Raw genomic sequence first — 16,350 nt, 5'->3', positions numbered from 1 at the left:
CAACGGGCGGCGGTCGACTGGGGTTGGCAAGGCGTAGACCCGCGATGTGTATATTATGGTTCAATCATACACATCGAGGGTGTGATGCGCACCAACATCGACATTGATGACGAGTTGATTGCCGAGGTGATGAAGGTCACCGGGACGACAACGAAAAAGGCGGCCGTCGAAGAGGCGCTGACGCGCGTCGCCAAGACCTACCGGCTGCGCAAGGCAATGGAGTCACTGCGTGGTATCGGTTGGGATGGCGATCTCGACGAGATCCGAGGCGGCTCGACAATTGTTGCCAAGAAGTGATCGTCGTCGACAGTTCGGTGTTTATCGCTGATTTGCGAGACGAAGCAACTCCGGCCACCCGCTTCATGCGCGCCCTTGAGGCCGAACATGAATTGGTCATTGGCGATCTGGTCGCACTCGAAGTGCTGCAGGGTATTGCCAATGAACGCGACGCGGCAGTGCTGGAGAACGCGCTGCTGAACTACGGCCTGACCACGATGCTCGATGAGCCGGTGGCCGTTGCGGCGGCGCGGAACTTTCGTACGCTGCGCCGCCGCGGTATCGCGCTCCGCAAGACGCCAGACCTGATCATCGCGACTTTTTGCATGGTGCACGGCCACCATCTACTGCACCAGGATTGCGACTTCGAGCATTTTGAGAAGCTGCTCGGCCTGCGGGTGTATCGCCCCCACTAGTGCCGGAAGTGCCTCATCCCGGTCATGATCATGGCGATGCCGGCGGCGTCCGCCGCATCGATTACCGCCTGGTCGTTCATCGAGCCGCCGGGCTGGATCACTGCGGTGGCGCCGGCTTCGACCGCCGCCAGCATGCCGTCGGGGAACGGGAAGAAGGCGTCGGAGGCGACGACCGAGTTGGCGGTGAGCGCGCCTTCGATGCCGGCGGCTTCGGCGGCGTCGATGGCCTTCCGATGCGCGACGCGGCTTGAATCGAGCCGGCTCATCTGGCCGGCGCCGATGCCGACAGTGGCGCCGTCCCTGACGTAGATGATGGCGTTCGACTTGACGTGCTTGGCGACTTTCATGGCGATCTTCAGGTCGCGCAGCTCGGCTTCGGTCGGCTGCTTTTTGGTCACCACCTTGAACTCGGTGTCATCGACATTGCGGTCGTCGCGACCCTGCACCAAGAGGCCCCCAGCCAGCGATTTCACCGTCAGGCCGCCGGCCTTGGGGTCGGCAAGCGCGCCGGTCAGCAGCAGGCGGAGGTTCTTCTTCGCCGCAATGATGCGGATCGCCTCCTCGGTGGCGTCGGGCGCGACGATCACCTCGGTGAACACCTTGACGATCTCGGTGGCGGTCGGCCCGTCGATGGTCTGGTTCAACGCCACGATGCCGCCGAAGGCCGAAACCGGGTCGGTGCGGTGGGCCAGCTGATAGGCTTCGATCAGCGTTTTGCCTATGGCGAAGCCGCAGGGGTTGGCGTGCTTGATGATGGCGACGGCCGGCACCGCCGGGTCGAACTCCGACACCAGCTCGAACGCGGCGTCGGTGTCGTTGAGGTTGTTGTAGCTCAGCGCCTTGCCCTGCACCTGGCGGGCGGTAGCGACGCCGGGGCGCTGCTCGCCGGTGGTGTAGAAGGCGGCCCACTGGTGCGGGTTCTCGCCATAGCGCATCACCTCCTTCAGCCGGCCGGCGAAGGAGCGATACGGCATCTCGGCATAGTCGAGGGTTCTGGCGAACCAGCTCGAGATCACCGAGTCATAGGCGGCGGTACGGGCATAGGCCTTGGCGGCAAGACGCTGGCGCAGCTCATAGGGCACGCCGCCCGAGGCGCGGATGTGCTCGAGCACCGCGTCATAGTCGGCGGGGTCGACGATGACGGTGACATAGGCGTGGTTCTTGGCCGCCGAGCGGATCATCGCCGGGCCGCCGATATCGATGTTCTCGATGGCCTCGTCGTAGGAGGCGCCCTTGGCGATGGTTTGCTCGAACGGGTAGAGGTTGACCACCACGAGGTCGATGGCGCCGATCTGGTGCTCGTCCATCGAGGCCTGGTGGGTGGGGTTGTTGCGCACCGAGAGCAGCCCGCCATGCACTTTGGGGTGCAGCGTCTTCACCCGGCCATCCATCATCTCGGGGAAGCCGGTGAGATCGGAGATGTCCCGCACGGCGGCGCCCGTCGAGGCGATGAGCTTGGAGGTGCCGCCGGTCGAAACCAGATCGACGCCCAGCCCGGCCAGCGCCTTGGCGAAATCGGCCATCCCGGTCTTGTCGAAGACACTGAGGAGGGCGCGCTTGATGGGAACAATGGCGTTGGACATGGGGGCTCCGTCACGGTTGAAGGGGGGCCCAGGCGAGCGGCAGCTGTCGTTCGCGTTCCCCGATGGTGGCCCATCTCTTCTCGCCAGTCGCGCGAACGCGGGCCTTATTGCAGAAACGGCCGACGTTGGGAAGGTATTCGGGAAAGATACCCGGTCAGTTCTCCTCGAGGGTAAAAATCCAGCTCACTTCGCTGGCGTCGGAGACGAGCGTATCGAGCACCAGTTGCTTGGTGCGATGGAAGCCGAAATAGGCGGATTGCCGGACGCTGTCCTCGATCCGCATCTCGGCGCCCTCCCAGAGGAAAGTCCAGACCGCGCCAGAGTTGAGGCGCAGGCGGATCAGGTCGTCGGTCAGTTGCACCTCGGTCTGATGGGCGAGGTGGAAGCGGATGGCGGCGGCACCGGAGACCCGGCTGCGATGACGCACGAAGCGATCCTGCCCGACGAGGGTCTTGCCCTCAGCGAGCAGCGTCAGGTGGCGCTCGAGGGTGACGCCGAAGCGCTCGGCATAGCCATGCGAGGTGATGATCAGCGTGTCATCGGCACTGCGCGCCTCGATTTCGCTGGGGCGGCCGAGCTGGATCAGGCGTCCGGCCAATGGACCGGACGGCGCGATCGCTGCGGCCGACTGGGCGTTGATGGTAGGCGCCGAATGGGCGATGCCCTGGCGGAACAGCAGCGCGTCGTCATAGTCGGATGGCGCCGGGCCGCAATTGCAGACCACGAGGTCGCGGCCGTGGCTGAACTCGAAGGCCATGGCGCTGGCATGAGCGTGGGCAGTGAACTCGGGATCGGCGACGAGGCCTGAATCGGCAACGACGATGGAGCGGCCGGCGATCAGGCGGCCATAGCCGCCGGCGGTGCCGGTCTGGCGGGCGCGGGCGGCGCTCTGCGCCTGGATGGCGACGATCAGGTCATGCGGCATCTGGCCGGTGCCGTTGAAATAGGCGGGCTCCCCGGTGCCGAGCGAGATGGCGTCGAGCGCCCGATGCATGCTCTCGGTCAGCTCTTCGAGGTCGCGCGAGGCCTGCTCGTGGTCGCGGCGCAGCGCCAGCTTGATGGTGATGAGCTCGATCAACAGCTGGATCTGGATCTTGGCGGAGCGGGTACGGTGCAGCCCGTCCTCGTCGATCTGGGTGTCGACGAGGTTCAGCACGTGCCGCACCCGCGCCTCGACTTCGGAATTGGGCCGGTCGGAGCACAGCGCCACGCCGACCAGCGCGATGGCGACGAGCAGCGCATCCACCGGATCGGTGGCGAGCAGCGCCCGGATCTTCAGCGACGAGATCTGGGTAGAGAGCGAGCGGGCGATCTGCTGGGTCTGCTCGAGCGAGGCGCCCTCGACGAGCAGGTTGTAGTGCCGCAGCCAGTTCAGCACGCGGCGGGCGGTGAGCGCCGGACTCCAGCTATCGCGGTCGAAATGGCCCTCGCGCCCGATCCAGTCGAGCGTCATGGTGCGGGCGAAGCGACGCTCCTCGTCGGTGCGGGCATCACGGAAATGGCGCAACCAGGCGAAGGCCTGCAGGTCGTCCTGCCAGTCGTCGTGGTCGACTTCGAGCGAAAACGGCGAGACACCGTGCGTGTCGACGAGCTTACTCGCCAGCAGGTAGCGGCCCTGCATCATCTCGAGGATGGTTTCGCGGTCGGTGGGACGGAACTCGGCCAGCGCGCCGATCAGGTCGTCATTGCTCGGGCCGGTCCAGGTCCAGCGGATCAGCGGATTGGTGACGACGTGATCGGCCGCGGACAGCAAGGTGCGGCGTGCGAGGAAACGCAGCGAATGTGCCAAGTCTACGTCCTCACATACGTTTGGCCGGCGGGCTCTGATAGGCCCGCGCGGACGACTTGCCAAGGGCCAGCCAAGTTACCTGGAAGAGGATTGCGTTTCGCTGAATCGCACTCCGCTCCATTCCCTGTTTGCCGCGAGATCGATCCCCGGATCGGGTCCGAGGAGGAAAAGTCTGCAACTTTTCCTGATCTCGCTCTAGCCACGCCGGAAGCGTGCAACGAAGAACCCATCGAGGGTGCCGCCCTTATCCCCAGGAACCAGCATGCCGGGGTGGGTACGGATGAACCCCTCTGGGGTGATGGCCTCGGGGAGGCCGGGCAGTTCGTCGGCGCCGATGGGAGCGGGCACGACGTCGTCGCGGGCAGCGAGCCAGCGGGCCTGCTCCTCGCCTTCGCCGGGTTCGAGCGAGCAGACGCAGTAGACCAGCACGCCACCGGGAGTAAGCCACCCTAGCGCGCGTTCGATGAACCGGCGCTGAAGGGCGACGCGCCCGGCGATATCGGCGGCATTGCGGTGCCAGATCACCTCCGGGTGGCGCCGGAAGGTGCCCGTTGCGGAGCAGGGCGCGTCGAGCAGGATGCCGTCGAACTTCTGGGCGGGCTCCCAACTCAGCGCATCGGCGGTAACGACTTCCGGCGTCATGGCGAGACGCGCAAAATTCTGCGCCATACGGGCGACGCGGTCGGGCTCGTTGTCGATGGCAGTGACGGCGTAGCCGGCATTGACCAGCTGCGCGGTCTTGCCACCGGGGGCGGCGCAGAGGTCGAGGACGCGAGCGCCCGGCTTGAGCTGCAGCAGCCGCGCCGGGATGGCGGCGGCGGCATCCTGCACCCACCAGCGGCCTGCTTCGAAGCCGGGCAGGGCCTCGACCGGGCGGTCGCGCTCGTCGATGCGGACGGTGTCGGCGAGCACCGGGGCGGCGCCGAGCGCCTCGATCAGTTCGGGTTCGACCGACTTGAGCGTCAGATCGAGCGGCGCGCCGTCGAGCAGGGCGTCGGCAAAGTCCTCGAGCGCCTCCTCGCCATAGCTGTCGCGCCACAGCGGGCCGAGGGTTTCGGGGAACAGCGCCTGGTAGGGCAGGTGGCGCAGCGCATGCGCCTCGCCCTGGGCGCGGCGCAGCACGGCGTTCATCAGCTTACCGAGGTGCTGGCTACGGGTGTCGCGCTTGCTGGCCTCGACGGCGAGGAAGATGGCGCTGTGGTCACCCAGTTCGGGCAGGAACACCAGGTGCGCCAAGCTCAATCGAAGGATGGCCTCGAATGGCCCAGATTTCTTCGGGATGCCGCGGTCGAGGAATCTCGCGATCATCAGGTTGAGCTGGCCGTGGCGGCGCAGCGCCACCGTCACCAGCTTGTTGGCCAGCGCCCGGTCGCGACCATCCTCGATCTCGGCGTGCGAAAAGGGGGCGAAGTTCGCCCCCTTGAGTACCTGATCGAGCCGGTCGGCCGCGAGCAGCCTCAGCTTCAGTCCAGGCGGGTGTTTCTGTTTCTTCAACGGCTCAGCCCCAGGGTCCGCGCGAGCTATTGCCATTCTCGCTCGAGCCTGTCGAGGGGACGCGCCAACCGCCGCCGGTATTGCGGGGGACGGTATCGTCGGCCGCGGGTTGCGGCACGGGCCGCCGGCCGGTGCGATCGACCTGCATTTCGCCAGCGAGGCGCTGCAGCTGGGCGATGCGGTTCTCGACGTTGGGGTGGGTCGAGAACAGGTTGTCCATGCGCTGCCCGTTGAGCGGGTTGAAGATGTACATGTGGGCCTGCGCCGGGTTGCGCTCGGCCGGGACGTTGACGGTCTGCCGCGCCAGCTGGCTGATCTTGTTGAGCGCCGAAGCGAGCCCCAGCGGGTCGCCGGAGATCTCGGCGCCGTCCTTGTCGGCCTCGTACTCGCGGGTGCGGCTCACCGCCATCTGCACCAAAGCCGCGGCGATCGGCGCAACGATCACCGCGATCAGCACGCCGATGGGCCCGAGCGGGTTATCGCGCGAATTGCCGCCGCCGAAGAACAGGCCGAACTGCGCCAGCATCGAGATGGCGCCGGCAATGGTGGCGGTCATCGTCATGGTCAGCGTGTCGCGGCTGCGGATATGCGCCAGCTCGTGCGCCACCACCGCCGCGACTTCACGCGGCTCGAGATAGCGCAGCAGCCCGGCCGAGACGGCAACCGCGGCGTTTTGCGGGTTGCGGCCGGTGGCGAAGGCGTTGGGCTGCTCGGTGTTGATGACGTAGAGTTTTGGCATCGGGATGCCGGCGCGCTGCGAGAGCGCCTCGACCGTGTTGTAAAGGTCGGGCTGGGAGCGCGGATCGACTTCGACGGCGTTCTGCATGCGCAGTACCATCTTGTCGGAGTTCCAGTAGGCGAAGAGGTTGGTGAGCGCGGCAATGATGAAGGCGATCCACATGCCGCCGGTGCCGCCGACAAAGTAGCCGACCGCCATGAAGATGGCGGTGAGGACAGCGAGCAGGACCGAAGTGCGGAGGAAGTTGAGCATTGCCGTTAAGTCTTGTACCTCGTGAGCGTCTGAACTGAAATTACATGGGATGGCGTGGGGTTCCCCACAAGGACCATGTCGAAACGGTAACCTGATGGACGAAACCCCACAAGCGAAGCCTCCCCTCAGCCCCGCAGCGCAGCGGGCGCTCGACGAGGCCGCGGCCCGCCGCGCCGAAATCGACGCTAAGGCAGCCGCCGGCAAGCGCGAGAAAGGCGGCCGCGGCGGGCTCGATCCGGCCCGCTACGGCGACTGGGAAATCAAAGGCCTGACCGCGGACTTTTGATCTCGTCGTTCCCGCATGATATACGTGAGGTCGATGTATATCATGGAGTTCCGGATGAAGGTCTCGAAATGGGGAAACAGCTTGGCGGTTCGCATCCCCACGGACGTGGTAGACAGCCTGAATCTCAAGGAGGGCGATGAGATCGAGCTGAGGCCAGTGGAGGGACTGCAGTTCGATGTGATCCGACAGGCAAGTCCCGAGGAAAGGCTTCGGCGGTTGCGTGAACTGATGCGCGGCACACTGCCAGCCGATTTCAAGTTCAATCGCGACGAAGCCAATGAGCGCTGACTTCGTCGATACAAACATTCTCGTCTACTTTGCGGAGGATCAGGAGGCGCGATCGCCGATCGCCGCTCGCATCCTGGCAGCGGGTTGTGTCGCCAGCGTTCAGGTTCTCAACGAGTTCGCCAATGTCGCGACGCGTCGGCTTGGCTATGACTGGGCTCGAACGAGGGAGACGCTGCAGCTGATCCGCAGCTTCCTTGACGTCCGCTCGGTCGACCTTGCAACGCACGAGGCCGCCATCCAGTTGGCCGAACGTCATGCTTTCCACGTCTATGACGCAACGATCATCGCGTCGGCCCTCGAGGCCGGCTGCACCACGCTCTACTCCGAAGATATGCAGCACGGCCAGCTGATCGCCGGCCGCCTGCGTATCGTCAATCCGTTCCGCTAGGCTGCCGCCGGCATCGCGCCGCCGCCGAACAGGCCGATGACGATACCCTGGATCACCAGCACGGCGAGGCCATAGCCGCCATCGATGGCGGTCAGCCGCCAGGGCAGGCCCTGGTAGCGGTGGTTGAGGATCAGGAAGGTGAGCACGAAGCCGGCCCACATGTGCACGCCGGCGAGAATGCCGTTCCACACATCGGTCGAGCCAAACAGCGCCGGGGTGATCAGCGCGATGAAGTAGGCCATCACCAGCTGCACCGCAAAGCCCCAGGCGAAGGGCGTCCAGTCGGCGGGGTTGAGTTGTTCGCGAGTCTTGCCGATGGCGCTCAGCCATTGCTTGCCGAGCACGTTGTACCAGATGGCGCCAAACCCCATGCTAGCGACGGCGGCAACGACGACGGCCAGCCAATTGACGGCGAAATGCATGATCGATCCCCCTCCGCTTAGTGCGGAACCCGAACTTACGGCGATTTGGGGGATTTGGGGAGATGGCCAGCGCACTGGCCACCCCTACACCCGGTGCTTACAGCCCACCCATCTTGCAGATCAGCTTCCACTCGGCCTCGGTGACGGGGCCGACGGAAAGGCGGGAGAGCTTCACCAGCGCCATGTTGGCGAGCTCCGGGGTCTTCTTGATGGTCTCGAGTGTCACCGGCTTGGGCAGTTTCTTCACCGGCAGCACGTCGACGCACTCCCAGACGATGTTGCCCTTCTCGTTCGGCTCGGCGGTGGAATCGGGGTGGGCCAGCGCCACCACCTTGATGATGCCGACGATCTCCTTGCCGATGTTGGAGTGGTAGAAGAACGCCTCGTCGCCGAGCTTCATCGCCTTCATGTTGTTGCGCGCGGTATAGTTGCGCACGCTGTGCCACTCCTCGGGAACGCCGCGCGCCACCACGTCATCGTAGGAATTGACGTCGGGTTCCGATTTCATCAGCCAGTAGGCCATCGCCGCCTCACTTGTTGGTGTTGTTGATCCCGAGGTGCCAGCGCTTGATGGTGATCTGATCGAACACGCCCTTCACCACGAACGGGTCGTGGCTGAAGGTTGCCTGCGCCTCTTCGAGGTTCTCGGCTTCGATCACCACGATCGAGCCGGTCATGTCGCCATTGTCGTCGAGGAACGGGCCGGCCAGCACCAGGCGGCTGCCGAGGCTATCGAGATGCTTCAAATGTTCGGGGCGCACTTCCTGGCGGCGGGCGAGGCCGTTGGGCCGGTCATGCGCGATCAAGGCATAAAGCAAAGTCATTCCTCCCGTTTGAGCGGCCGCGACATGAGGCCGGCTACGATATCTGCAATGGTGGTGGTGCCGCCGAGCAGCAGGTTTACCGCATCGATGAGCGGGGCGTCGATCAGCAGTTGGTCGGCCAGTTGCTTAGCCACCGGGGCGGTGAGCGCCCCCTCGGCGAGGTCGGTGCCGGGGCTCTCGCCGCGGCCGAGGCTCACGCCATAGCGGTAGTTGCGCGACTGGGTCGAGGTGCAGCTCAGCGTCAGGTCGCCGAGGCCTGCGAGGCCGGTGAGGGTCGAGGCGCTGCCACCCATGCGGACGACGAGGCGGGTCAGTTCGGCGAAGGCGCGGGCGAGCAGCGCCGAGCGGGCCGAAGCGCCGAGCCCGGCGCCGTCGACGGCGCCACAGCCGAGCGCGTAAACGTTCTTCAGCGCGCCGGCCAGCTCGACGCCGAGCCGGTCGTCGGCGGCGTAGAGCCGGAAGGTCGGGCCGGCGAGCGCAGCGGCGACCTCCGAGGTCCCCCTGGGGTCGTCGCCGGCGAGGGTGACGGCGGTGGGCCGTCCGGCCGCGACATCGGCGGCAAAGCTCGGGCCGCTCAGCACATAGGGAATGGCGGTGGGGGAGACGTCGGCGAGCACTTCGCTCTGCCGCTTCAGTGAGCCGTGCTCAAGCCCCTTGGCGGTCAGTACCACCGGCAGGTGCGCCAAGGCCGCGGCGATCGGCTTGAGCGCGGCGCGGCTCGCCTGCGCCGGTACGGCGACGATGACGAGGTCGACGTCCGGCAGCGCCAGCGCGCCGGTGATGCGGTCCGACAGCAGTTGGTTGCCCAGGTGCGCGCTGTTGCGGCGGTTGCGGTTGATGTCGTCGATCGCCGTGGGGTCGCGGCCGACCAGCGTCACGCTGCGCCCGGCGATAGCGGCGGCTTGCGCCAGCGCGGTGCCCCAGGCGCCAGCGCCGACGACGGCGACGCGTTCAAGCGCCATGGTTGAGCCCCATATCGGCGCTGTCGAGCGGCCAGCGCGCCTTAGCGGCGACATCGAGCGGATCGGCGGCGCCGAGCGCCAGCCGTTCGGCCCCGGCCCAGGCGACCATGGCACCATTATCGGTGCAGAGCGGGATCGGCGGGATGATCAGCACGGCGCCGGCCTTGTCGGCCGCCTCGCGCAGGGCCGCGCCGATCGCCTGGTTGGCGGCGACCCCGCCGGCAACGACCAGCCGAAGCGGCTGGCCGGGGAGCTCGGCGGCGTATTTTTCGAGCGCCGAGCGGGCGCGAACGGCGACGATTTCGGCCACGGTGCGCTGGAAGCTGGCGCAGATATCGGCGACGTCCTGGTCGGTCAGCGGCGCCTGCTGCTCGGCGGCGAGGCGCACGGCGGTCTTCAAACCGGAGAAGGAGAAGTCGAGCCGATCTTCCTTGAGCAGCGGTTTGGGGAAATTGAAGCGGCGCGGGTCGCCGTGCACCGCCAGCTTCTCTACTTCCGGCCCGCCCGGATTGCCGAGCCCGAGGAGCTTGGCCACCTTGTCGAAGGCTTCGCCCAGCGCGTCGTCGATGGTGGTGCCCCAGCGCTCATAGTCGCCGACCCCGCGCACCAGCACGAACTGGCTGTGCCCGCCCGAAACCAGCAGCATCAGGTAAGGGAAGGCGATGCCGTCGGTTAGCCGGGCGGTGAGCGCATGCGCCTCGAGGTGGTTCACCGCGATCAGTGGCTTGCCGAGCGCCGCGGCGATCGCCTTGGCGGTGGTGAGGCCAACCAGCACGCCGCCGATCAAGCCGGGGCCGGCGGTGGCGGCGACGGCGTCGACCTCGCTTAGCTTGATCCCGGCGCTTGCCGCGGCGCGTGCGATGATGTGATCGAGGTGGCTGACATGGGCGCGCGCCGCCAGTTCGGGCACCACGCCGCCATAGGGCGCGTGCTCCTCGAGCTGGCTGCGCACGATGTTCGATAGAATGGTCGCATGCCCGCTGGCATCGCGCTCGACGATCGAGGCGGCGGTTTCGTCGCAGCTGGTTTCGATGCCGAGCACTCTCATCAAACTTGTCCGTTACCTGTCTAAGGGGTAAGCCCAGCCCGGCTTTGGCCTACAATAGGTATGAACTGAAATGCAATCGGCGCCGTTCCTCCGCATCGGTACCCGGGGCTCCATGCTGGCGCTGGCCCAGGCGCAGCTGACGCAGCGGCTGCTGGCCGAAGCACATGGCGTGGCGCTCGAGCGCATCGAGATCCGCGTCATCAGCACCAGCGGTGACAGGCTCACCGACCGGCCGCTCAGCGAAGCCGGCGGCAAGGGGCTGTTCTCGCGCGAGATCGAGGCGGCGCTCGCCGCCGGCGAGGTCGATCTCGGGGTGCATTCGAGCAAGGATCTGGCGTCGTGGTTGCCCGATGGCATGGTGCTGGCGGCGTTCCTCGAGCGTGAGGATGTGCGCGACGCCTTCGTCTCGCTGCACTATGGCAGCGTCGATGCGCTGCCCGAGGGGGCAAAGCTCGGCTCGTCCTCGATCCGCCGGGCGGCGCAGATGCTGCGGGTGCGGCCGGACCTCGAGGTGGTGCAGTTCCGCGGCAATGTCGATACGCGGCTAGCGAAGCTCGAAGCCGGGGTGGCGGATGCGACGCTGCTGGCGGTGGCGGGTCTCAACCGGCTGGGTAAGCAGGACAAGATCACCGCCTATCTCGACCCCACGGAGTTCCTGCCGGCGCCGGCGCAGGGCGCCATCGGCATCGAGATTCGCGAAGCCGATGCGCGGACCGCCGAACTGGTCGGCGTGCTGAACCACTTGCCGACCGCCACCACCATCGCAGCCGAGCGGGCGCTGCTCGCGACGCTCGATGGTTCGTGTCGAACGCCGATCGGGGCGTTTACCGAATTGAATGGGGTTTGGTGCAGGTTGACCGCCGAAATCCTCAGCCCGGACGGCCATGAATTCTATCGCGGCGCGGTTGAAGGTGCGGCAGCGGATGCCGCCAAACTCGGAACGCAACTGGGTGCGACGTTGCTGGAGCAGGCAGGGCCGGAGTTCCAGCGGCAGTTCAAAGGATAGGCTCGACTTGAAAATGCTCGTGACCCGGCCAGACCCCGACGCGAGCGATACCGCCGCAAGGCTCGGTGCGCTCGGGATCGAGGGCGTGCCGTGTCCATTGCTGGTGCACCAGACACTCGAGGTGAGCCTGCCCGAGCCGAAGGGCTTTGCGGGCCTGGTGCTGACCAGCGCCAATGCGCTGCGCGCGCTGGACGAGCGCGGCGTGCTCGCTCGGTACCATCAACTTCCGGTCTACGCAGTGGGCAACCGCACGGCCGCGCTGGCGCGCGACATGGGGTTCGCGACAGTGACCAGCGCCGACGGGGCCTTCGCCGACCTGGTGGAGCTCCTGGCGCATGCGCCGCTGACGGGGCCGCTGTTCTACCCGGCGGCGCGCGACATGTCGGCGGATCTGGGCAAATCGCTGGCCTCGTTCGGGCGCATGGTGATCACCGCCGAAATCTACGCCATGAACCCGGTAACGGCACTGCCCGATGGCGTCGCGGAGCGGCTCAGCGCCGGCGAGATCGAAGCGGCTTTGTTCTATTCCAAGCGCACCGCGCAGACCTTCGTGCGGCTCACGGAGCGGGGGCTGGAAAAGCCGGTGCGGGCGCGCTTCGGCGTGCTTTGCCTGTCCGAGGCGGTTGCCGCGCCGCTGCTCGATGCCCATTTCGTGCGGGTCGGGCTCTGTGACCATCCCAGCGAGGAGGCAATGATGGGACTTGCCTTGTCGTTCGCCCGCGACCAAAACCCATGATGACCGGAACAAGCAAGGAATTGCCGCATGGCTGAACGCAAGTCGGGGCCCGTCAAGCCGCCGGTCATCGAGCTCACGGCGCGGGAGGCCGAGAAGCCGGCCGCCGCGACGACGGCGAGCGGCAAGGCGGCCGAGGTGGCGGAAGAAGCCGCGGCCGAGGCACCCCCTGTTGCGGAAGAGCCCGTGCGCGCGGCGCCCCCGCCGCCACGCCCGCAGGCGCGCCTTGCCATGCCGTGGAGCGCCATCTCCATCGCTGCAGTCGCCGGTGCGCTGCTCGGCGCGGGGATCGTCTACGGGCTCGGCAACTGGCTGCCGCTGCCAAACCAGCGCCCGGTGATCGCCGATCCCGCGGCGCGGCTCGATGCGACCGACAGCAGCCTCAACGAGATCGAGACCCGGCTCGCCGCCATCGAAGAGCACGCGAAGAGCCGAGAGGTCAGCCTCGACGCCAGCATCGCGCAGCTCGATGGCGGACTGACCGAGATGCGGCAGGCGATCGCCGCCGTGCCGGCTGCCGAACCGGTCGACCTGGCGCCGCTCGAAACCCAGCTCAAGGGCCTCGAGGACCGGGTGACGGCGATCGGCGCCGGCGCCTCTTCGGCCGACGCGACGGCGCTGGCAGAAACGATCAGCAGCATCGAGGCGGGGATCGCCGAGCTTCGCACCCAACTGACGGCGCTCGACCAGCGGGTGGTTGCCACCGACAGCGCGATCAGTGGCCTCAAGGGCGATGTCTCGGCCACGCAGACGGCGATCTCGACGCAGAACCAGACGCTCGGCGGCGCCGATATCGGCCCGGCAGTGCGCCTGCCGCTGATGGTCACGGGGCTTGAAACCGCCATCGCCAATGGCCGGCCGTTCGCCGCCGAGCTCACCGGCCTCAAGGCGCTGCTGCCCGATCTCGCCGTACCGGGGCCGGTCGAAGCCGCGGCGGCAGAAGGTCTGCCCCGGCCCGATGTGGTGGTGGCGCAGTTCACTGCCGCGGTGCCCAACGTGCTGGCCGGCCGCGCCGCCGTCAGCACCGGCGACATGGGCGAAGATGCGCTCGAATGGATGAAGGGGCTGCTGGCCCTCAGGCCGGTTGGCGAAGTGGCGGGTGATGCGCCCGAGGCGATCGTCTCGCGGCTCGAGGCAGCCGTGGGCCGGCATGATTTCAAGGCGGCGGCGGAGCTGTTGGCGCAATTGCCGCCGGCGATGCAGGCCGGCGCCGGCCCGTCGGGGGGCGATATCACCAAGCTCGCCGCGGCCGAGGGTTTCGTTGCTGAATTGCGCAACCGGGCGCTGGCGCCGACGGCGGAGGCCACTCCGTGATCCGGCTCGCCTACTGGCTCATCGTCAGCCTCCTGGTCACCGCCGGCATCGCCTGGCTGATCAGCCTGCCCGGGACGCTCACCATCGAGTTCCTGGATTTCCGCATGCAGCCGCGGCTCGGCGTCGCTGCCTTCCTCGCGGTGGCGGGCGTGGTGCTGATCATCCTCGTCTGGGGCATCGTCAAGCGTGTCATCGCAGCGCCCTATTACCTCGCCCGGCAATCGCGCGAACGGCGCAAGGATGCCGGTTACATGGCGCTGTCGGACGGTTTCATCGCGCTGCAGGCCGGCGACGCCAATCGAGCGCGGCAACTGGCGCGCGAAGCGCGCGGCAACCTGCCGCGCAATGCCGCGGCGCAACTGCTCGAGGCGCGCGCCGACCTGGCGCTGGGCGACATGCATTCGGCCCGCGAGCACTACCGGGCGCTGATCACCAATCGCAAGACCGCTCTCGCCGCGCTCTCCGGCCTCTACGACCAGGCGCGCCAGCAGGGGCGGCCCGATGCGGCGCTGACCTTCGCGCAGAAAGCCATCGACATCTCGCCGCAGGCGCCATGGGCCCGCGAGGCGGTGTTCGACGATTTGACCCGCAACGGCCGTTGGGACGATGCCTACCGGATGATCGCCGATGAGCAGGCGGTGACGCGCGAGGAAAAGACCCGCAAGCGCCGCCGCCAGGCGGTGGTCGAGGCGGCGCGGGCGCAACTCGCCGAAGGCACCGACCCGCATGCGGCGCTCGAACACGCGCTCGCCGCGCTGAAGCTGGTGCCGGATTTCGTGCCGGCAGCGCTGATCGCAGCCCGCATCTATTCCAACCGCAACGAAGCCCGCCGCGCGATGAGCCTGCTGCGCCGGGTGTGGCGCGCCACCTCGCACCCCGATATCGCGACGCTGTTCGCCAATTCGGTGCCGGGCGTTTCCGCCGTCGAGCGGCTGAAACGCATCGGGGAACTGATCGATACCCCGCCCCCCAACAAGGCGAGCGCGCTGGTCTTGGCGCGCGCCTCGATCGATGCCTTCGACTGGGTCGGGGCGCGGCAGGCGCTGGCCGGCTACTCCAACGCCAACCCCTCGCAGGCGGTGTGCCTGTTGATGGCGGAGATCGAAGGGGGCCAGTCGGGCGACAAGGGCAAGGCGCGCGACTGGCTGAACCGCGCCGTGCGGGCGCCGCGCGATCCGGTATGGACCGCCGACGGCATCACCGCCGAGGAGTGGGAGCCACTGTCGCCGGTGACCGGCAAGCTCGATGCGTTCGAGTGGCGGGTGCCGACCAGCGCAGTGGCGACGCGCACCGGCACCACCACCCCCATGCTGCCCGAGGGCGCTTCGGCGCCGGCGGCAGCCGAACCGGAAAAGCCGCAGGGCGGGCCGCTGGCGCTGCCCGAGGCCTGATGCTTCGAAACGCCGCGTCAGCGCACTTGCGCGTGACAGGCGTCGCTTGTATTAGACCCCGCACTGGCGCATCGCTCGCGCCGGTCAGGCCGCATTAGCTCAGTCGGTAGAGCATCTCATTCGTAATGAGGGGGTCGCTGGTTCGAATCCGGCATGCGGCACCACCCTTTTCATCGTCACAGTGCTCTCCAGCCAGCGGTTCGCGCCGGGAGGCCGGGTTATGCGGTTATGCCGGACTGGCCCTGAGCGAGGTCACCTGCCCGAGCTGCAGGAAACCAGTACGCCAAACCGCTTCGTTTGGGCTGCAATGTCGACCAGGGTGAGCGGGGCAGCGCTGCTCGACGTCTGATACGCGATGGAATGCGCATCGAGGAAGCTCATGACGACACTGCCTTTGATAGCGAAGATGCCAAGCGCGTACCCGATGCCGGCTCACAGGCGGATCGAGCATTGCAGCTTGCTTAATGGCCTCCCGGCAGGCGACAAGGCCCGGTCATGGAGAGCCCCGATGCTAGCGACGAGCGAGATTGCCAAACTGAAGCGCGAGATCGCCACGCTGCGCGACATTGTCGGGCAGAGCCGGCCAGGGACCAAGAACCCGATGAGTTCGGCGGAACGGCTGTCGCTCAAGTCGGAGATCGACCGCTGCATCCTCGAGCTCGATGAGCTCAGGGGCAAGCTCTCGCAGTAGCGATCCAGCGGGGCTTGCCGCAAAGGTGAAGCCGTTCCAGTTCGGAAGCGCTAGTCGTCGTTGACCTCGGTGTCGGGACGGTCGGTGCCTTCCGCGACTTCCTGATGCCAGACGCCGCGGGCGTCTTCATACTCGATGCCATCGGTCGCGCCGGCAACGCGCTGGCGCCGTGCAGCGGCTTCCGCCGCCTCATGCGCCGCGGCATGGCTGCGGAAGGTTTCCGACAGCACGTCGCCCACCTTGTAGGCCCAGCCTCCGTCATGCTGGACGACTTCATACTTCACTGTGCTCATGGCGGCGCTCCTTCAGGTGAACTGTCAATGTAGGGTGCGCCGTCGCTTGTTGCGAGCGGCGGCCGGTCGTTCCGGCTTGCCGCCTCAAATCTCTCGTATTCGCGCGGGATTCATGACGAACGCGCCGAAGCAGCCTATCGTTGCAAACCATCGCG

Annotated in this window: 20 protein-coding genes, 1 tRNA gene and 1 riboswitch; of the genes, 11 read left to right on the top strand and 10 right to left on the bottom strand. The window is 67.1% G+C overall.

Features of this window, described 5'->3' with window-relative positions:
• The first annotated feature begins 84 nt into the window (after nt 1-84).
• Entirely contained in the window at nt 85-297 is a 213-nt protein-coding gene (locus ASC89_RS00705; RefSeq protein WP_055875258.1) for a type II toxin-antitoxin system VapB family antitoxin, read from the top strand.
• Nucleotides 294-692, top strand: a complete 399-nt coding sequence (locus tag ASC89_RS00700; RefSeq protein WP_055875261.1) for a PIN domain nuclease — start codon at nt 294-296, stop codon at nt 690-692. Before ASC89_RS00705 ends, ASC89_RS00700 begins: the two co-directional genes overlap by 4 nt.
• Here ASC89_RS00700 and purH read toward each other — a convergent pair.
• The 4 genes from purH to htpX all read right to left on the bottom strand — a co-directional run bounded on the left by purH (nt 689) and on the right by htpX (nt 6,549).
• Nucleotides 689-2,275, bottom strand: a complete 1,587-nt coding sequence (gene purH, locus ASC89_RS00695) for a bifunctional phosphoribosylaminoimidazolecarboxamide formyltransferase/IMP cyclohydrolase (RefSeq protein ID WP_055875263.1) — start codon at nt 2,273-2,275, stop codon at nt 689-691. The two genes, ASC89_RS00700 and purH, sit on opposite strands and share 4 nt — an antisense overlap.
• A gap of 19 nt (nt 2,276-2,294) precedes the next feature.
• Nucleotides 2,295-2,376: riboswitch (ZMP/ZTP riboswitch) on the bottom strand.
• Between the two features lie 53 nt (nt 2,377-2,429).
• Nucleotides 2,430-4,064, bottom strand: a complete 1,635-nt coding sequence (locus ASC89_RS00690; protein WP_055875265.1) for a heparinase II/III family protein — start codon at nt 4,062-4,064, stop codon at nt 2,430-2,432.
• A 195-nt stretch (nt 4,065-4,259) separates the two neighbouring features.
• Nucleotides 4,260-5,558 (bottom strand): RsmB/NOP family class I SAM-dependent RNA methyltransferase, encoded by a 1,299-nt coding sequence (locus ASC89_RS00685; RefSeq protein ID WP_055875267.1) that lies wholly within the window; start codon nt 5,556-5,558, stop codon nt 4,260-4,262.
• Between the two features lie 4 nt (nt 5,559-5,562).
• Complete coding sequence (htpX, locus tag ASC89_RS00680; RefSeq protein WP_055875269.1) at nt 5,563-6,549, bottom strand: zinc metalloprotease HtpX; 987 nt, start codon at nt 6,547-6,549, stop codon at nt 5,563-5,565.
• 94 nt (nt 6,550-6,643) lie between these two features.
• Here htpX and ASC89_RS00675 point away from each other — a divergent pair, with 94 nt between their 5' ends.
• From ASC89_RS00675 to ASC89_RS00665, 3 genes are read left to right on the top strand one after another with little or no spacing between them, the layout of a single operon-like run.
• On the top strand, nt 6,644-6,835 hold the full coding sequence (locus tag ASC89_RS00675) for a DUF1674 domain-containing protein (protein ID WP_055875272.1): 192 nt from the start codon (nt 6,644-6,646) through the stop codon (nt 6,833-6,835).
• Between the two features lie 54 nt (nt 6,836-6,889).
• Nucleotides 6,890-7,123, top strand: a complete 234-nt coding sequence (locus tag ASC89_RS00670) for an AbrB/MazE/SpoVT family DNA-binding domain-containing protein (RefSeq protein ID WP_055876010.1) — start codon at nt 6,890-6,892, stop codon at nt 7,121-7,123.
• Nucleotides 7,113-7,511 (top strand): PIN domain-containing protein, encoded by a 399-nt coding sequence (locus ASC89_RS00665; protein ID WP_055875275.1) that lies wholly within the window; start codon nt 7,113-7,115, stop codon nt 7,509-7,511. The genes ASC89_RS00670 and ASC89_RS00665 overlap by 11 nt, the downstream gene beginning before the upstream one ends.
• Here ASC89_RS00665 and ASC89_RS00660 read toward each other — a convergent pair.
• The 5 genes from ASC89_RS00660 to tsaD form a co-directional block, all read right to left on the bottom strand.
• Nucleotides 7,508-7,933 carry a DUF1761 domain-containing protein gene (locus ASC89_RS00660; RefSeq protein ID WP_055875278.1) on the bottom strand — a complete coding sequence of 142 codons (426 nt, stop codon included), beginning with the start codon at nt 7,931-7,933 and terminating at the stop codon, nt 7,508-7,510. The two genes, ASC89_RS00665 and ASC89_RS00660, sit on opposite strands and share 4 nt — an antisense overlap.
• Nucleotides 7,934-8,030: 97 nt before the next feature.
• Nucleotides 8,031-8,456, bottom strand: coding sequence for an EVE domain-containing protein (locus ASC89_RS00655; protein WP_055875281.1), 426 nt, complete (start codon nt 8,454-8,456; stop codon nt 8,031-8,033).
• A 7-nt stretch (nt 8,457-8,463) separates the two neighbouring features.
• The gene (locus ASC89_RS00650; RefSeq protein ID WP_197421043.1) at nt 8,464-8,757 is read right to left on the bottom strand and encodes a YciI family protein; all 294 of its coding nucleotides are present in this window, start codon (nt 8,755-8,757) and stop codon (nt 8,464-8,466) included.
• A complete protein-coding gene (locus ASC89_RS00645; protein WP_055875285.1) occupies nt 8,754-9,719 on the bottom strand; it encodes an NAD(P)H-dependent glycerol-3-phosphate dehydrogenase in 966 nt (321 codons plus the stop codon). The genes ASC89_RS00650 and ASC89_RS00645 overlap by 4 nt, the downstream gene beginning before the upstream one ends.
• A complete protein-coding gene (gene tsaD / locus ASC89_RS00640; RefSeq protein WP_055875288.1) occupies nt 9,709-10,767 on the bottom strand; it encodes a tRNA (adenosine(37)-N6)-threonylcarbamoyltransferase complex transferase subunit TsaD in 1,059 nt (352 codons plus the stop codon). Before tsaD ends, ASC89_RS00645 begins: the two co-directional genes overlap by 11 nt.
• A 70-nt stretch (nt 10,768-10,837) precedes the next feature.
• Between tsaD and hemC the strand changes: the two genes are divergently transcribed.
• The 6 genes from hemC (at nt 10,838) to ASC89_RS00610 (ending at nt 15,902) form a co-directional block, all read left to right on the top strand.
• Nucleotides 10,838-11,773: a hydroxymethylbilane synthase gene (hemC, locus tag ASC89_RS00635; RefSeq protein WP_055993853.1), complete on the top strand. Its 936-nt coding sequence runs from the start codon at nt 10,838-10,840 to the stop codon at nt 11,771-11,773.
• A 13-nt stretch (nt 11,774-11,786) separates the two neighbouring features.
• On the top strand, nt 11,787-12,509 hold the full coding sequence (locus ASC89_RS00630; RefSeq protein ID WP_055993850.1) for a uroporphyrinogen-III synthase: 723 nt from the start codon (nt 11,787-11,789) through the stop codon (nt 12,507-12,509).
• Between the two features lie 27 nt (nt 12,510-12,536).
• Nucleotides 12,537-13,820: a COG4223 family protein gene (locus ASC89_RS00625; RefSeq protein ID WP_055993847.1), complete on the top strand. Its 1,284-nt coding sequence runs from the start codon at nt 12,537-12,539 to the stop codon at nt 13,818-13,820.
• The gene (locus tag ASC89_RS00620; RefSeq protein WP_055993844.1) at nt 13,817-15,211 is read left to right on the top strand and encodes a heme biosynthesis protein HemY; all 1,395 of its coding nucleotides are present in this window, start codon (nt 13,817-13,819) and stop codon (nt 15,209-15,211) included. Before ASC89_RS00625 ends, ASC89_RS00620 begins: the two co-directional genes overlap by 4 nt.
• A gap of 88 nt (nt 15,212-15,299) precedes the next feature.
• Nucleotides 15,300-15,375, top strand: a tRNA-Thr gene (locus ASC89_RS00615).
• A gap of 344 nt (nt 15,376-15,719) precedes the next feature.
• Nucleotides 15,720-15,902, top strand: a complete 183-nt coding sequence (locus ASC89_RS00610; RefSeq protein ID WP_055875303.1) for a hypothetical protein — start codon at nt 15,720-15,722, stop codon at nt 15,900-15,902.
• A gap of 50 nt (nt 15,903-15,952) precedes the next feature.
• Here ASC89_RS00610 and ASC89_RS00605 read toward each other — a convergent pair whose 3' ends face one another.
• Entirely contained in the window at nt 15,953-16,195 is a 243-nt protein-coding gene (locus ASC89_RS00605) for a DUF2188 domain-containing protein (protein WP_055993841.1), read from the bottom strand.
• Between the last annotated feature and the right edge of the window lie 155 nt (nt 16,196-16,350).

The sequence above is a fragment of the Devosia sp. Root413D1 genome, assembly GCF_001425235.1.
GTDB lineage: Bacteria > Pseudomonadota > Alphaproteobacteria > Rhizobiales > Devosiaceae > Devosia_A.
The sequence above is the reverse complement of the archived record's forward strand: the minus strand, read 5'-3'. Positions and strand labels throughout refer to the sequence as shown.

Excerpts from the sequence above, each read along its gene's own strand:
- purH (WP_055875263.1), bottom strand. The coding sequence starts at position 2,275 with ATGTCCAACGCCATTGTTCCCATCAAGCGCGCCCTCCTCAGTGTCTTC.
- ASC89_RS00630 (WP_055993850.1), top strand. The coding sequence starts at position 11,787 with ATGCTCGTGACCCGGCCAGACCCCGACGCGAGCGATACCGCCGCAAGG.
- ASC89_RS00655 (WP_055875281.1), bottom strand. The coding sequence starts at position 8,456 with ATGGCCTACTGGCTGATGAAATCGGAACCCGACGTCAATTCCTACGAT.
- ASC89_RS00675 (WP_055875272.1), top strand. The coding sequence starts at position 6,644 with ATGGACGAAACCCCACAAGCGAAGCCTCCCCTCAGCCCCGCAGCGCAG.
- ASC89_RS00705 (WP_055875258.1), top strand. The coding sequence starts at position 85 with ATGCGCACCAACATCGACATTGATGACGAGTTGATTGCCGAGGTGATG.
- ASC89_RS00625 (WP_055993847.1), top strand. The coding sequence starts at position 12,537 with ATGGCTGAACGCAAGTCGGGGCCCGTCAAGCCGCCGGTCATCGAGCTC.
- ASC89_RS00660 (WP_055875278.1), bottom strand. The coding sequence starts at position 7,933 with ATGCATTTCGCCGTCAATTGGCTGGCCGTCGTCGTTGCCGCCGTCGCT.
- ASC89_RS00645 (WP_055875285.1), bottom strand. The coding sequence starts at position 9,719 with ATGGCGCTTGAACGCGTCGCCGTCGTCGGCGCTGGCGCCTGGGGCACC.
- ASC89_RS00650 (WP_197421043.1), bottom strand. The coding sequence starts at position 8,757 with ATGACTTTGCTTTATGCCTTGATCGCGCATGACCGGCCCAACGGCCTC.
- ASC89_RS00605 (WP_055993841.1), bottom strand. The coding sequence starts at position 16,195 with ATGAGCACAGTGAAGTATGAAGTCGTCCAGCATGACGGAGGCTGGGCC.
- htpX (WP_055875269.1), bottom strand. The coding sequence starts at position 6,549 with ATGCTCAACTTCCTCCGCACTTCGGTCCTGCTCGCTGTCCTCACCGCC.
- ASC89_RS00670 (WP_055876010.1), top strand. The coding sequence starts at position 6,890 with ATGAAGGTCTCGAAATGGGGAAACAGCTTGGCGGTTCGCATCCCCACG.
- ASC89_RS00665 (WP_055875275.1), top strand. The coding sequence starts at position 7,113 with ATGAGCGCTGACTTCGTCGATACAAACATTCTCGTCTACTTTGCGGAG.
- tsaD (WP_055875288.1), bottom strand. The coding sequence starts at position 10,767 with ATGAGAGTGCTCGGCATCGAAACCAGCTGCGACGAAACCGCCGCCTCG.
- ASC89_RS00610 (WP_055875303.1), top strand. The coding sequence starts at position 15,720 with ATGCTAGCGACGAGCGAGATTGCCAAACTGAAGCGCGAGATCGCCACG.
- hemC (WP_055993853.1), top strand. The coding sequence starts at position 10,838 with ATGCAATCGGCGCCGTTCCTCCGCATCGGTACCCGGGGCTCCATGCTG.